The following is a 14965-nucleotide window of genomic DNA, read 5'->3' as shown; positions in this document are numbered from 1 at the left end:
CTTTCTTCCCCTATTTCAGCCGCGCGACATAGCGAGCGACGGTATGATCGAACCAGGTGCGGGAAACCTCCGCCCGCGCGCCATCCTGGTCCTGACTGATGCGAAGCACATGCGGCGCCGGCGCGCCGGCCGGATGGCCGAAGGCCGCCGGCGCCCAGTCGGGCACCGTGTCCAGGCCCGCCTGGTCTTCCGCCCTGGTAATCCAGAGAGACAGCTTGGTGCGGTAGTAGAGATACAGCGACTCCGAGAGGTCCTCTGGCGCGATTTGGCTGACATAGGATGCGTCCAGCCAGATCTCCTCCAGTGCCGCCGGCTTGCCCGACAGGCGCCGCAGCCGCCGGATGCGATGGGCCGCGCCAGAGGTGCCGAATTCCGGCAGGCCTTCCGGTTTGGGCAATCGCTTGACCTCGAGCACCTCCGCCGTCGGCAGGCCGCCGCCGCCGATCAGCTCCAGCCGGAACATGGAATAGAGGCTTTTGGGGTCGCTCACCGCCTTGATGTAGTTGCCAGAGCCTTGAACCCGCTCAAGAAGCCCCCTCGCCTGCAGCTCCGCCAGCGCCTTGCGCAGCGTACCGACGGCGATGCCCAATTGCTCGGCCATCTCGCGCTCCGGTGCCAGCCTTTCCCCGTCGATCAGCCGTCCGGCGGCGATGTCGCGCACCAGAAGTTCGGTGATCTGCAGGTAGATGGGAAGGCTTCCAGGGGGCTGGGTCATCGACGGGATCTGCGCAAATGCCTCTGCTGCAAAAAATTGATACACTATTGATCTACATCAAATCGGGTGCTAGGCAAGAGGAAAATTTGGCCGTCGCGGAGGAGTTTCATGACAGTCGTACCCGTCACCTCAGCTGATCTGGATGCCTCCGAGGTCTCCTGGTTCGCCGCCCTGTGCTCCGACGACTATGCCTATCTGGGTGTTCCCGACGGCGCGCTGCGCTCCAGCTTCGAGCACTGTTCGGACATCGTGAAGGCGGCCGAGGGCCATGGCTTTCGCAACATTCTCTGCCCCTCCTCCTACCAGGTCGGCCAGGACACGCTGTCCTTCGTCGCCGCCTGCGCGCCGATCACGGAGAAGATCAACTTTCTCGCCGCGATCCGTTGCGGGGAGATGCAGCCGATCATGCTGGCGCGCACCGTTGCCACCCTCGACCACATGCTCAAGGGCCGGCTGACGCTCAATGTCATCAGCTCGGATTTTCCCGGCGAAGTGGCCGATAGCGCCTTCCGCTATCGCCGCAGCCACGAGGTGGTGCAGATCCTTCGCCAGGCCTGGACCCGCGAGACGATCGACCACCAGGGAGAGGTCTACAATTTCAAGGGTGTCTCGACCGAACCCGCCCGCCCCTACCAGCAGAATGGCGGCCCGCTGCTCTATTTCGGCGGCTACTCGCCCGACGCGCTGGAACTCTGCGGCGCCCAATGCGACGTCTACCTGATGTGGCCGGAAACCAAGGAGCAGTTGGCGGAGCGCATGAAGGCGGTGCACGCCCGGGCCGAAGCCCATGGCCGCACGCTGGATTATGGTCTGCGCGTCCATATGATCGTGCGCGACACGGAAGCCGAGGCGCGGGAGTATGCCGAACACCTCGTCTCGAAGCTCGATGACGAATATGGCAAGCTGATCCGCGAGCGGGCCCATGATTCCATTTCGCTCGGCGTCGCCCACCAGGCCCGTGCCCGCGAACTGGCCGATCAGTTCGGTTTCGTCGAGCGGCATTTGTGGACCGGTATCGGCCGCGCCCGCTCCGGCTGCGGCGCCGCCATCGTCGGCTCCACCGACCAGGTGCTCTCGGAAATCGAGGCCTATCGCAAGATGGGCATCCGGGCCTTCATCTTCTCCGGCTATCCCCATCTCGACGAAGCCGACCATTTCGGTGCAAAGGTGCTGCCGCAACTGAAAACCTGCTCGCTGCCCCATGCCTATGGCCGGGTACCGAGCGAAACGCCGGCGACACCGCTTGGCACAGGAGTCCGCAGATGACCGACCGCGTCGACCTTTCCCCCGAACTCTCGCTGAGCCGCCTCGTCTATGGCATGTGGCGCATCGGTGACGACAAGGACACCTCGCCGGCCCATGTGCAGGCCAAGGTGGAAGCCTGCCTGGCACAGGGCATCACCACCATGGACCAGGCCGACATCTATGGCGGCTACACCGCCGAGGCGATCTTCGGCGGCGCGCTCAAGGCCGCACCCCATCTGCGCGACAAGCTGGAAATCGTCACAAAATGCGGCATCCTGGTTGGAGCCGGCCGCCACTCCGCCACGCGCGTGAAGCATTACGATACGACGGCTGCGCATATCAACGCCTCGGTGGAGGCCTCGCTGCGCGACATGGGCACTGACCGTATCGATCTGCTGCTGATCCACCGGCCCGACCCGCTGATGGACCCTGACGAAACCGGCCCGGCGCTCGATGCCCTGGTGGCCTCCGGCAAGGTGCGCGCCGTCGGCGTCTCCAACTTCCGGCCCTGGGACTATGCCCTGCTGCAGTCCTCCATGGAGACCACGCTGGTCACCAACCAGATCGAGATGAGCCTTGTTGCGCCCCAGGCCTTCACCAATGGCGACCTTGCGTTTCTGCAGGAGCGCATGATCCCGCCGATGGCATGGTCTCCGCTGGGCGGCGGCAAGCTGTTCGACGGCTCCCGTCCGGCGCTGATCGCCGCCCTTGAGCGCATCGGCGCCGAGCAGGGCGTGGATGCAAGCGCGGTCGCGGTCGCCTGGCTGCTGCGCCACCCTGCCCGCATCCTGCCGGTGCTCGGCACCAACAGCCTCGCCCGCATCAGCGCGATCGGCGATGCGGCAAAGGTGGTGCTGGACCGCCAGACCTGGTTCGAACTCTACACCCACGCCATAGGACACGAGGTGCCCTGATGATCACAGCCGAGACGTCCGCCTCCGGTTCAGAGCATGTCTTCGTGCCCGATGCCGACAATGCCCGCGCCCTGCGCAATGCGCTAGGCACCTTCACCACGGGAGTGACCGTGGTGACCGCGGTCGGGCCAGGCGGACCTCTCGGCATGACCGTCAACAGCTTCGCCTCGGTCTCGCTCGATCCGCCGCTGGTCTTGTGGTCGCCGGCCAAGAGCTCGGCCCGGCATGGGCCATTCACCGCGGCGGAGCATTTCGTCATCCATGTGCTGAGCGCCGACCAGGATGATATTTCCGCCTGCTTTACCCGCGGCGGACACGGCTTCGAGGCGATCGACTGGCACTACAATGTGGAAGGTGTGCCGGTCATTCCCGGCACCCTCTCCCGCTTCGAATGCCAGCGCCAGACGCTGCATGATGCGGGCGACCACACGATCATTATCGGCAGGGTTTTGCGCGCTGCACAACGCGACGGTGATCCCCTGTGCTTTTCCCGTGGGCGATTTGGGCGCTTTGCCCACATGGCGTGAAATCCAAAAAAGGTTGCGAAATCAGACGTCGCCGGCATCCAAAGTTGCGATATTTCGTAATTGCATAATGAGAAATTTAACAAACGTCACTTAAGCTCTCCGTCGCGTGAAATCATATCACCGGAGACGTGCATGACGGCACCCCAGAGAGAGTCCAGACAGGCGACAGCCCCCGTGGCCCGGTCGAAGCCTGCCTCCGTTATGGACGCGGAAAGCACGCGCATTCTGGAACTTCTCCCCGGCCTCGTCTGCTCTTTCGATACCAACCTCCGCTACGTCTATTCCAACGAAGCCTATGCGCGGATGCGCGGCCATGATCCCCACGCCATCCTTGGGCTGCACTACAGCGAGATCGTCGGCCCGACGAATGCGGTCGCCATCCGCAAGCCGCTTGAGGAAGCTCTGCTCGGCATCTCCGCCGACTTTGAATACGACATCATCACCGCCACCGGAAAACGGCGGGCGCTGGCCAATTACCGGCCCAATATCGGCCTGGATGGCAAGGTCTATGGCGTGCATGCCTTCATCACCGACCTGACGACGGTCCGGCACCGGCATTTGCTGGACATCGAGAAGGAAGCGCTGTTCGAGGATTCCTTCCGCAATGCGCCGATCGGCATTGCGATCGTTGATCCCCTGGCCAAGATTACCAGGGCCAACGAGAGTTTTGCCTCGATGCTGGGTCGCACACCTGCCGACATGGTCGGGGTCTGGCTTGGCGACATATCGCATCCCGACGATCTGGACTCCGATCGAAAGGCTTTCCTGGCTGTCCTGAATGGCCGGTCCAATGGCTACCGGCTCGACAAGCGCTACATCCATGCCGATGGCAGCGTGGTGGAGGCCGCGCTTTCGGTGTCGGCCATGCGCAATGCCGCCGGCGAGATCGTCTATTTCGTCTCCCACGCCCTGGACCTGACCGAGCAGCGCAAGGCAGCGCGAGCGCTGGAGGCATCCAACATGCAGCTGTCGCTGGCGATGGAAATCGTGCGCGGCGGCTTCTGGCAATACAACATCAGCAGCTCGGAGTTCCAGACATCCCGGCAGCTTGGCCAGTTCATCCATGGCCCTGAAGGGACGGAACTTGATATCGGCGGCTATCTCGACCGCATTCCCTCCCAGGATCGCGACCTGGCCGACATGTCGGCCCTGATCGACGGCGATGTGGAACAGGCGGTGGCGCAGTACCGGCTTGCAACGCTTGCCGGAGAACGCTGGATGCGCTGCGAGCGGCGGCTGATCCGCGACGGCGCCGGGCGCCCCATGACCATCGTCGGCGTGGTGATCGACATCACCGAAGAATACGAACAGTTGCAACGCTCCCGCGAGCAGGCCGACACCGACAGCCTGACCGGCCTCCTGAACCGGCGAGGCCTGCAGCACCGCGTGGAAAGAGCCGTGGGCCAACGGCACTGGGCTGCCCTGGTGGTTGATCTCGATGGCTTCAAGCAGGTCAATGACATCCACGGCCATGCCGCAGGCGACCATGTGCTGATCGAGACGGCCCGGCGCATGCTGGGCGTGGTGCGCGACGGGGATATCGTCGCGCGGCTGGGTGGCGACGAATTCGTCGTGGTGCTGCCAAATGGAGACCGCGCCATGCTGAACGTGGTGGCCAACAGGCTGATCGAAGCCGTCCGCCAGCCATCGCATTTTTCGGGCCATACGCTGCAGGTCAGCTGCAGCATCGGCGCGGCATCCCTGGAGGCCGGCCAAACCGACCTCGCCGCCGCCCTGAAACAGGCCGATGCGGCGCTGTACCAGGCCAAGGCCTCGGGCAAGAACACCTGGCGGGTGTAGCGCAGCGACTTATTCCCCCTATGGACGCACGGAAGTCACCCTTGGCTTGCCAAGGGCGGTTGCGGCGTGCGACTGATTGAGCGGACAGCGAGTTGGATAGTCCAGGGGCGGGTATGGATCTGGATGAGGAATATGGGCCATGCTTGCCTTTCGAGCGCAGCGCCTCGGAAGCCGAGATGAGCGTGATGCCGCGCAGCGTGCAGATACTCGATGATACGACCGCCCCCGCATTGAAGGCCTATCTGGAATCCGCGTCGGACCTGCGGGTGCCGCAGGTGTTGCATGCAACGACGCCGCTCCTGTGGCTGATCGACGTGGACGGAAAGCTGCGGTTTGCCCTGGAAGAAGTGCTGGCGCGGGATACGGGCCAGGTCAGTTACATCCTTCCCCGCAACGGGCCTCCCATGCGTGAAACCGATGTGCGGCTTGGTCATCCCGCCCTGTTGGAGCCTGTGGGCCCGGGGCAGATGAAGTCGGCCCGGATCGGCGGCGAGATATTCTACGATCCCGTGGTCACCTCGCCCAATGCATGGGTGCTTACCAATAACTCTGGTCGTTTCGGAAAGAGACCCCATCTAACGCGGAAGCACCTGGAAAACGCCAAGGCGGCATTTGCGCGCTTCGACATATATGTGCGGGCGTTTTTCATATACACTCCTCCACGAACCGGAGAGCGACCATGATAAATGTAGCGCTGATCAGGCCGTCCGACATAGAGCGCCTGATGTCACTTGAGCTGACCAAAAGCGAGAAAGCTTCGATCCTGGCCAGCATCGAGACCATGCTGCAGGAGGTTGCCGCCGATGGCGGAGCCGGTAGCGACCGCATCTACCTGAGCGCTCAGTCGCTCGATATGGCGGGCGTTTGGGACCAGATCGCCGCCGATGAACTTGCCTACGTCATCTCGGCCGCTCCCTTCGAGGCACGGAAGGTCTTTCTCGAAGGCCTGCCCCATCGCTATGCCGCCGATGTTTCTCTTGCGATCTTGACCCAGGCGCCGGAAAACGCGTGGATTAAGCCCCTGTTTGAAAAAAGGGGTCCAGACGAGACTATTGAGCGGAATGCTCGCGGCCGCGCCAGCTTGCATGTGGAGCGTGACCCCGCACGGCAGACGTCCGCGTACGTCAACCCAATGAGACGGTCCGAGCGTGAGGCCGAATAAAAACCAGCAAATCTGGCTGCGGCATTGGCATCTGGGCGTTAGCCGTCCTAGATGACGGTTCCCTGTGATGAAGCCAGAGTGAAATACAATCCATGCCCTTCCGATTCATTCACACCGCCGATCTTCATCTCGATTCGCCGCTGCGCTCGCTATCATTGCGCAATCCTGATCTGGCCGGGTTGATCGGGGATTCCACCCGCCGGGCGCTGGTTTCGATTGTGGATCTCGCCCTGGAAGAACAGATCGATGCCGTGATCATCGCTGGTGATCTCTATGACGGCGATCAGACCTCCATGAAGACGGCGCGGTTTCTGGCGGCACAGCTTGGGCGGCTGGATGCGGCCGGTATTGCGACCTATGTCATCCGCGGCAATCACGACGCCTTGTCGCGCATCACCCAGGAACTGATCCTGCCGCCATCGGTGAAGCTTTATTCCGGGCGGGCCGAGATCGTGGAAAGCAGCCGCGAGGGCCTGCGTATTGCCGTGCAGGGCATGAGCTTCGCCAAGCCCCATGCGCCGGAAAGCCTGCTGCCGAAATTCAGGCCGCCGGTGGCGGATGCCGTCAATATCGGCATTCTGCATACGAGCCTTGCCGGCGCGGTGGGCCACGACGTCTATGCCCCCTGCAGCGCGGCGGACCTGCATGCCGCAGGTTTCGACTATTGGGCGCTCGGCCATATCCACCAGCGCATGGACCATCCGGGAAGCCGCACCGTGATCATGCCCGGCATGCCCCAGGGGCGGGATATCAACGAGGCGGGGCCGAAGACCGTATCGCTCGTCACCATCAGGGACGACAGGACGATTGCTGTGGAAGAACGGCTGACGAGCCTCGCAGAATTCGCCCGCGTTCCCGTGGATCTCACGCCCGCCACCACCTGGTTCGAGGCCGTTGAGACTATAGAGGCGGCTTTGGTCGCGGCGCGTGGGACCACGGCATCGGAGCATCTGGTGAGCCGCCTTGTTCTGACCGGCACGACACCGCTTGCCTTCCGTATCCGCCGCGACCGGGACTTGCTTCTGACCGAGGCGGAGGCGCGGGCCGAGGGCATTGGCCGCACCTGGATCGAAAAGCTGGAGCTTTCCATGCAGCCGCCGGGCGAGACGGGCAGCGTGGCGAGCGCCGATCCTCTGGTCGAGCTTGGCTCGCTGATGCGCAGCGACATGGCCGCAAGTCACGGGTTGCGCGAAGATGTGAGGCGGATGGTCAAGGAATTGCGCGATGACCTGCCGGCCGAAAGCCGCGGCTTCAGCGGCGATGACGAGGCGGAGTTCGAGGCCTTTGTCGCGCAACTGCTGGCCGACGGCAGCGACGACGTGATGGCCCGGCTGAAGGCCGAAAGCGCGGAGACCCACTGATGCGTCTGCGCCGCCTGGATCTCACCCGCTACGGCAAGTTCACCGACCATGCCCTGGATTTCGGCGCGCACAGGCCCGGCTCGCCGGACCTGCACATCGTCTACGGGCTGAACGAGGCCGGCAAATCCACCTCGCTATCGGCCTATCTCGACCTGCTTTACGGCATTGAGGAACGCAGCCGCTACAACTTCCTGCATGCCTATAATGCCATGCAGATTGGCGCCTGCCTGGAGTTCGGCGGCGCGACCCATGAGCTGAAACGCCTGAAGCAGCGCAGCAACGACCTGCTGGACGGCGCGGGTCAGCCGGTGGCCGAGGCGCTGCTCAGCGCGCCGCTATCCGGCGTCGGCCGGGATGCCTATCGCACCATGTTTTCGCTCGATGACCAGACGCTTGAGGACGGCGGCGAGGCGATCCTGAAAAGCCGGGGCGATCTGGGCGAATTGCTGTTTTCCGCCAGTGCGGGCTTGGCCGGCGTCAGCGCGACGCTCGCTTTGGTGGGCGACGAGGCCGACAAGCTTTACAAGAAGCGCGCCCGCTCCACCCGCATCGCCGAGTTGAAGCAGCGGCTGACCGAGCTGAAGGCCCGGCGGGATGAAATCGACACCCAGGCGTCGGCCCATGCCGGGCTGGTTGCGGCGCTGACCCAGGCGACCCAGGCCTATGACGCCGTGATGCGCGAACGGGGCGAACTCAGGGCCCGTCATGAGACGGTGAGCGGGCAGCTGAAGGCAAGGCCTCTGGCCGACGAGTATCGCCATGTCAGGGAGGCCATTGCCGCCGCGGGCGACCTGCCGCGTCCACCGGCCGGCTGGGAGCGGCTGTTGCCCAGGCTGCGCGAGGACGAGGTGCGGCTGCAGACCCGGCTGGAACAGTTAGTTGAAGCAGACATCCGTCTCGACCGCCAGATCGAGGCGATCGGTCTCGACGAGCCGGTGCTGGCGCTGGGCGACCGCATTCTGGCGCTGTCGCCGGCCGCTTCCCGCTTTCTTGGCGCCGAGGAAGACCTGCCGAAGCGCCGGCTGGCGCTGGCCGAGCGTGATGGCGCGATTGCCGCCCTGCTTGGCGCGCTGGGCCAGCCGGGCCTTGCCGATCCGCATAGCCTGCTGCTGCCGGCCGCCACGATCGGTACGCTGCGCGATCTCATCGAATCCCGCTCCGGCATCGAGGCCCTGCTGAAAAGCGCGGAGCGGGAGCTTGCCCATGCGCGGCAGGAACATGAGCGCGGGCAGGAGACCGAGGCTGAGGACGATGACGCGGCCGATCTGCCCGGCGAGGCGGAGCTTGCCGCGCTTCAGGCAGCGCTGTCCGTCGTCAGGCGCAGCGACCACCAGACGCGGCTGCATCTGGCCCGGCGCGGCCTGCCGCAGTTGAAGGAGCGCTGCGACCAGCTGTTTGCGGCACTTGACCCCTTTGCCGGGGATGCGGCTGCGCTCCATGCGCTGCGCCTGCCCGACCAGCGACAGGTCGAGGCCTGGAGGACGGCGGCGACCGCGATCGACAAGCGCCGCGCCGAACATCGCGACCGGCTGCGCGACCTGGTCACCGAGGAGGAGACGCGCGGCGCGCGCATCGCGGCGATCCGCACCGCGGTCGGGCCGATTGGCGATGCGGAAGCGCAAGCGGCCCGCGCAGCGCGCGATGCCGCCTGGGCCGAGCACCTGGCCAAGCTGGATGCTGCGACCGCGGCGAGCTTTTCAGAGCGCATGCAGGCCGACGACCGGATTGCCGCCACTCGCCTCGCCAGCCTGCAAGATCTGGCCGAGCTTCGGCACCTGACCCGCGAAAGTGCGGCGGCACAGGCTGGCATAGCCCGGCACACAGCGCTGCAAAAGGAAGCCGAGGCTGAGCATGCCGCGCTTGCAGCCGAGATTGCCGCCGAACTGCCGGCGGCCGCGGGGCTTACCGGCATAACCAACTTGACCACGCTGCTTGGCCGGATCGAAGACTTCGCCCGCCGCCGCCAACAGGCGCTGGATGCGGCCGCCGCGCTGCGGGACGCTGAAGAGGCGATCGAAACCGCCAAGGCCGACCTGGCACGCGATCATGACACTCTCGCCACGGCGCTGGACCACGCAGGCGTCGTCGCTGACGCCCCCGATCTTGCCGCCCTGGCCTATGCGGCGGAAAACGCCATTGCCCGCCATGCCGCGGTGCTGACGGCGCGGAAGGCGGCGCAAAGGGCGCACGAGGACAGGGAACGGCAGCTGGAGCTTCGCCAGCGGAATTATGATGCGGCACGGGCCGAGGCCGAGGCCTGGCAACAGCGCTGGCAGGATGCGCTTTCCGGCACATGGCTCGCGGGCATGCAGGAACCCGGCGCTGTCAGGGAAGTGCTGGATCGGCTCGCCGAGCTTCCGGGCCTGCTGCGCGATCGCGACGAATTCCTGCGCCGCATCGGCACGATGGAGCGCGACCAGGCCGAATTCGTGGCCGCTCTCTCCGCGCTTCTGGCCGAGCTTGGCGAGACGCTGGACCCCGCGCTTTCGGCCGTTGCCGCGCGGGCGCTGACCGAGCGGCACGCCCGGGCCTTGCAACAGAAAAAGGCGCTGGCGGACAAGACAGCCGAGCGCGCGCTGCTGCAGGAAGAGCGCGCGGGTCTGGAGCGGGAAGCGGCAAGCCATGCCGAGGCCAAGGCGGAACTCACCGCCTTCTTCGGCGTCGAGACGCTCGCCGAGGTGGCAGAGGCGCTTGATGCGGCGCAAGCGCTGGCCCGCAGCGAAGCGCGGCTGCAGGAGCTTGGCGTGCGCATCCTCACGGAAGTCTCCTCGCCCTCGATCGAAGCTGCGCTCGATCTACTCGACGGCATCGATTTCGCCGAGCTTGCCCGCGAGGCGGCCGAGCTTTCGGGACGCCTTGAGGATATCGAGGACCGCCGCAACCAGCTTTTTGCCGAGAAGACCAGGGCATCCGACCGCCTGGAGGCGATCGGCGGCGATGATGCCGTGGCCCGCATCGAGGCGGAGCGACGCACGATCTTCCTGGAAATCGAGGAGGCGGCGCTGGCCCATCTCCGGCTGAAGGCCGGCGCACTGGTAGCCGAACATGCGCTCCGAGCCTATCGCGACCGCCACCGCAGCGCCATGATGACCCGCGCCTCCGACGCCTTCAGCCAGATCACCCGCGGGGAATATCAGGGTCTTGCGGCCCGCCCGGACAAGGACCGGGAAACGCTGATCGGCATCACCAGGGCGGGCGGCTCGAAGCTGGCGGAGGAAATGTCCAAGGGCACCCGCTTCCAGCTCTATCTCGCGCTGCGCCTGGCCGGCTACGAGGAATTCGCCAGGTTGCGCCCGGCGGTGCCCTTCATCGCCGACGACATCATGGAAACCTTCGACGAACCCCGCTCGGAAGAGGTGCTGCGGCTATTCGGCGAGATGGCGCGGATCGGCCAGGTCATCTACCTCACCCACCACCGCCACCTCTGCGACCTCGCCCAGCGCGTGGTGCCATCGGTGCGGATTCATGAGATATGAGGTTTGGGGGGCGATAGGTCCATCAGCTGAAAAATCTAGCGCTTGGATCTGGATGATTTTAGGTCGGATCGACCTAAAATTTATTCGAGCGAAAGGCGTTTAAGCACGCCGCACTGCAGATTAAGCATAGCTGCAATTCAAAAAGTGGTCACCTACTAGACGCGCAACCCAGGATTTGCTTCTCTTGGTCGCTATGTCAGGGGGGGCGCGCAACGGTCCAGGTTTCTTATAAGTCAAGATACATCAAGGCGTTGAAGGTTGGCGAGATCGAGGCAAAATGGAGTGCCAATGGCCAGCGAATTCTGCGTTATTCGATCGACTTTTGGCAGACTGAACTGGGCATTCATAAGCAAGTCAGCGCACCAGAGATCTACCTTCTTGAGATCAAGGTAGGAGAATTGCTGGAGCGTTGGGATAAGCTTGCCGATGACCACTATCGCAAGTCTCAATTGGCGGCGAGCAAGGAAGCCTGCGACGCTATGAGTGCGGAAGCAGGTGCAAAGTTGGCAGCCGTCAGCAATATCCTTGAGTGGACTTTTGGCCGTAACGACCGAGTTGATTGGGAGAAGCTGAAAGACAGATCTATTTATACAGGTCCAATGTCCTACGCTGTGCCCAAGCCATCTCGGAAGCCCTTCGACGAGCCAGTTCTTTTAGTTCCTCATATCTCGTTCTGGGATGTTGTTTTCGGTCGGCGCGCCCGAAAGCAAGAGAAGGCTCGCGCCCTTTACGAGGCTGATAAGGAAGACTGGAAACGGAAGACGGAGGAGGCCATCGCTCTCCACAATACGAAGGTCGATGAGTGGCGCCAAGCAAAAGAACAGTATGAAGTCGAGTGTAAGCAGAAGCACAATGAGTTCATAGCTGCGCAAGATGCAGCGAACGCCAAGATTGACCAGCTTGCTAGGGACGTTAAAGCTGGCGATCCGAGAGCGGTAATTGAGCACGCTAGCCTGGTTCTCGATGCCTCGGACTATGGTGGGTTGTTCGAGAAATCCTATGAGCTTGATTATCATGCCGCTCCGGCCCAAATGCTACAGATTGAATACGAACTTCCATCTCTCGACAGAATGCCGACCCTAAAGTCGGTAAAATTCACGCCCTCTACGGGGGAAGTGAAAGAGACGCATCTGTCAGAGAGGGAACAGAAAGCCTACTTTGATTCGGCTTGTTATCAGATTTGCCTGCGTACTCTCCACGAACTCTTCGAAGCGGACGAGCATGGAAACCTGAAGGCGATCCTCTTTAACGGCTTCTCAACCAGCGTGAACCGTGCCACTGGCAAGGATACCCGAAGCTGCATCATGTCTGTGCTCGTAACGAAGTCAGAATTCGAGCAGATCGATCTTGCGAGAGTTGACCCGAAGGCGTGCTTCAAGAGCTTGAAAGGCGTTTCAGCCTCCTCACTCGCGGCGTTGGCGCCGATCGCTCCGGTCATGGAAATGAACAAACAGGACAAGCGCTTCATTGACGCAAAGGAGATCATTGCAGGTCTCGACAATGCCACCAACATTGCTGCAATGGACTGGGGTGACTTTGAGCACCTCATACGGGAGCTGTTCGAAAAGGAGTTCGCCTCGAGGGGTGGCGAGGTAAAGATAACTCAAGCGAGCAGCGACGGTGGTGTGGATGCGGTGGCGTTTGATCCGGACCCAATCACCGGTGGCAAGATCATCATCCAAGCGAAGCGGTATACAAAGACAGTCGGGGTATCAGCCGTACGTGACCTGTACGGCACCTTGCAGCACGAGGGTGCATCCAGAGGCATATTGATATCAACTGCTGATTACGGGCCTGACGCTCACCAGTTTGCTTCAGGCAAGCCTATAAGCCTTTTCACCGGCTCGCACCTTCTCCATCTTCTGCAGAAACACGGTTACAATGCGAAGATTGATCTACAAGCTGCGAGGAAAGAGCTGAACCTCAGAAATAGCTAGGTGTCTATGCTAGGCTTACCTAAGAGGCTGGTTTTTCATCCCTTCCCACAAGGGGGAGAGGGACTGCGCCGCACCCATCTCAATCCTCGAACCGGGCGATCTCCGTGCCCGCGTTGATATAAGCGCCGGGTTCGGCGGTAAGGCGGATCTTGCCTGCGCGGGGGGCGGAGACCTGGGTTTCCATCTTCATCGCCTCCATCACGGCGATCAGGTCGCCTTTCGCCACCTCGGTGCCGTCCTCGATCTTGAAGGCTTGCAGCGTGCCGGAGATCGGCGCGGTGATGGCAGCGCGGTCTTCGGGTTTTACCGCAGCAAGGCCGGCCGCAGGGTTGGCAGTCGAAAGGCCGCCGAGCCCGGCCAGAAGGGCGGCGGGAATGCCGAGCGCGTGGCGCTTGCCGTCGATTTCCACATGGGTGCGGACCATCTGGTCGTCAGACAGCGGCTCGGGCCGGGCCGCCGCCTCCATCGTCCCGGCAAAATCGGTCTCGATCCAGCGGGTGTGGACCTTGAAGCCGTCCTCACCGGTGAAATCGCGCGAGGCGATGGCGGCGCGGTGGAAGGGCAGGACGGTGGCCACGCCTTCGATGGTGAATTCGGCGAGAGCCCGGCGGGCGCGGGAGAGCGCCTGTTCGCGGGTGGCGCCCGTCACGATCAGCTTGGCCATCAGGCTGTCGAAGGTGCCGGGCACGGTGGAGCCGGAGACGACGCCGCTATCGAGGCGGATGCCCGGGCCGGACGGCGGCGCGAAGGTGGTGATCTTGCCGGGCGTGGGCAGATAGCCGCGGCCGGGATCCTCCGCGTTGATGCGGAACTCGATGGAATGGCCGCGCGGTGCGGGCGTCTCGGTGACTTCCAAAGGTAGCCCGTCGGCAATGCGGAACTGCTCGATGACGAGATCGATGCCCGTCGTTTCCTCCGTCACGGGATGTTCGACCTGCAGGCGGGTGTTCACTTCGAGGAAGGAAATCGTGCCGTCGACGCCGAGTAGGAATTCCACCGTGCCGGCGCCGGAATAGCCCGCGGCGGCACAGATGCGCCTGGCCGCATCGTGGATTTCGTGGCGCTGGGCGTCTGTGAGGAAGGGGGCCGGCGCCTCTTCGACGAGCTTCTGGTTGCGGCGCTGCAGCGAGCAATCACGGGTGCCGAGCACCAGGACATTGCCGTGCTTGTCGGCCAGCACCTGCGCCTCGATATGGCGCGGGCGGTCGAGGAAGCGTTCAAGGAAACACTCGCCGCGGCCAAAGGCGGCCTTGGCCTCGCGCACGGCAGACTCGTAAAGCTCGGCCACCTCGTCCATCTTCCAGGCGACCTTGAGGCCGCGACCGCCGCCGCCATGGGCGGCCTTGATGGCGACCGGAAGGCCGTGCTTTTCGGCAAAGGCGATGACCTCGGCCGCGCTTTCGACCGGGCCGTCGCTCCCGGCGACCAGGGGGGCGCCGACTGACGTGGCGATGCGCCGCGCCTCGACCTTGTCGCCCAGCGCCTCGATGACATGCGGATCAGGGCCGATCCAGATGAGGCCGGCCTGCTGCACCGCGCGGGCGAATTCGGCACGTTCCGACAGGAAGCCATAGCCGGGATGCACGGCATCGGCACCGCTCTTTGCCGCGATGGCGATCAGCTTGTCGATATCGAGATAGGTCTCGGCGGGCCGGCTGCCGGAAAGGCCATAGGCCTCGTCGGCCAGGGCCACGAAGGGCGCATCCACATCGGGATCGGCATAGACGGCGACGGACTGAAGACCATGGTCGCGGCAGGCCCTGATGATGCGAACGGCGATTTCGCCGCGGTTGGCGATCAGCACTTTCTTCATGACTGGTTCCTCATG

11 protein-coding genes are annotated in these 14965 nt (G+C 63.6%); 9 read left to right on the top strand and 2 right to left on the bottom strand.

Going from position 1 to position 14965, the window contains the following annotated elements:
- Positions 1–10: 10 nt before the first annotated feature.
- Entirely contained in the window at positions 11–715 is a 705-nt protein-coding gene (locus tag B9A97_RS16770) for a GntR family transcriptional regulator (RefSeq protein WP_084366563.1), read from the bottom strand.
- A 108-nt stretch (positions 716–823) separates the two neighbouring features.
- Here B9A97_RS16770 and B9A97_RS16765 point away from each other — a divergent pair, with 108 nt between their 5' ends.
- The 9 genes from B9A97_RS16765 to B9A97_RS16725 all read left to right on the top strand — a co-directional run bounded on the left by B9A97_RS16765 (position 824) and on the right by B9A97_RS16725 (position 13137).
- Positions 824–1981 carry an LLM class flavin-dependent oxidoreductase gene (locus B9A97_RS16765; RefSeq protein WP_084366508.1) on the top strand — a complete coding sequence of 386 codons (1158 nt, stop codon included), beginning with the start codon at positions 824–826 and terminating at the stop codon, positions 1979–1981.
- A complete protein-coding gene (locus B9A97_RS16760) occupies positions 1978–2874 on the top strand; it encodes an aldo/keto reductase (protein WP_084366507.1) in 897 nt (298 codons plus the stop codon). Before B9A97_RS16765 ends, B9A97_RS16760 begins: the two co-directional genes overlap by 4 nt.
- Positions 2874–3401, top strand: coding sequence for an NADH-dependent FMN reductase SmoA (locus B9A97_RS16755; RefSeq protein WP_084366506.1), 528 nt, complete (start codon positions 2874–2876; stop codon positions 3399–3401). Before B9A97_RS16760 ends, B9A97_RS16755 begins: the two co-directional genes overlap by 1 nt.
- 132 nt (positions 3402–3533) lie before the next feature.
- On the top strand, positions 3534–5201 hold the full coding sequence (locus tag B9A97_RS16750; protein WP_084366505.1) for a sensor domain-containing protein: 1668 nt from the start codon (positions 3534–3536) through the stop codon (positions 5199–5201).
- Between the two features lie 113 nt (positions 5202–5314).
- Positions 5315–5884, top strand: coding sequence for a hypothetical protein (locus B9A97_RS16745; protein ID WP_084366504.1), 570 nt, complete (start codon positions 5315–5317; stop codon positions 5882–5884).
- 41 nt (positions 5885–5925) lie between these two features.
- Positions 5926–6363 (top strand): hypothetical protein, encoded by a 438-nt coding sequence (locus B9A97_RS16740; RefSeq protein WP_143530528.1) that lies wholly within the window; start codon positions 5926–5928, stop codon positions 6361–6363.
- A gap of 92 nt (positions 6364–6455) precedes the next feature.
- On the top strand, positions 6456–7724 hold the full coding sequence (locus B9A97_RS16735) for a metallophosphoesterase family protein (RefSeq protein WP_084366502.1): 1269 nt from the start codon (positions 6456–6458) through the stop codon (positions 7722–7724).
- Positions 7724–11200, top strand: coding sequence for an ATP-binding protein (locus tag B9A97_RS16730; protein ID WP_084366501.1), 3477 nt, complete (start codon positions 7724–7726; stop codon positions 11198–11200). The genes B9A97_RS16735 and B9A97_RS16730 overlap by 1 nt, the downstream gene beginning before the upstream one ends.
- A gap of 251 nt (positions 11201–11451) precedes the next feature.
- Positions 11452–13137, top strand: coding sequence for a restriction endonuclease (locus B9A97_RS16725; protein WP_210189708.1), 1686 nt, complete (start codon positions 11452–11454; stop codon positions 13135–13137).
- A 79-nt stretch (positions 13138–13216) separates the two neighbouring features.
- Here the strand turns inward: B9A97_RS16725 and B9A97_RS16720 are convergent, their stop codons facing one another.
- The gene (locus tag B9A97_RS16720) at positions 13217–14950 is read right to left on the bottom strand and encodes an acetyl/propionyl/methylcrotonyl-CoA carboxylase subunit alpha (protein WP_084366499.1); all 1734 of its coding nucleotides are present in this window, start codon (positions 14948–14950) and stop codon (positions 13217–13219) included.
- Positions 14951–14965: the final 15 nt, after the last annotated feature.

The sequence above is a fragment of the Rhizobium sp. RU36D genome (assembly GCF_900176345.1).
Taxonomy (GTDB): Bacteria; Pseudomonadota; Alphaproteobacteria; order Rhizobiales; family Rhizobiaceae; genus Allorhizobium.
The sequence above is the reverse complement of the archived record's forward strand: the minus strand, read 5'-3'. Positions and strand labels throughout refer to the sequence as shown.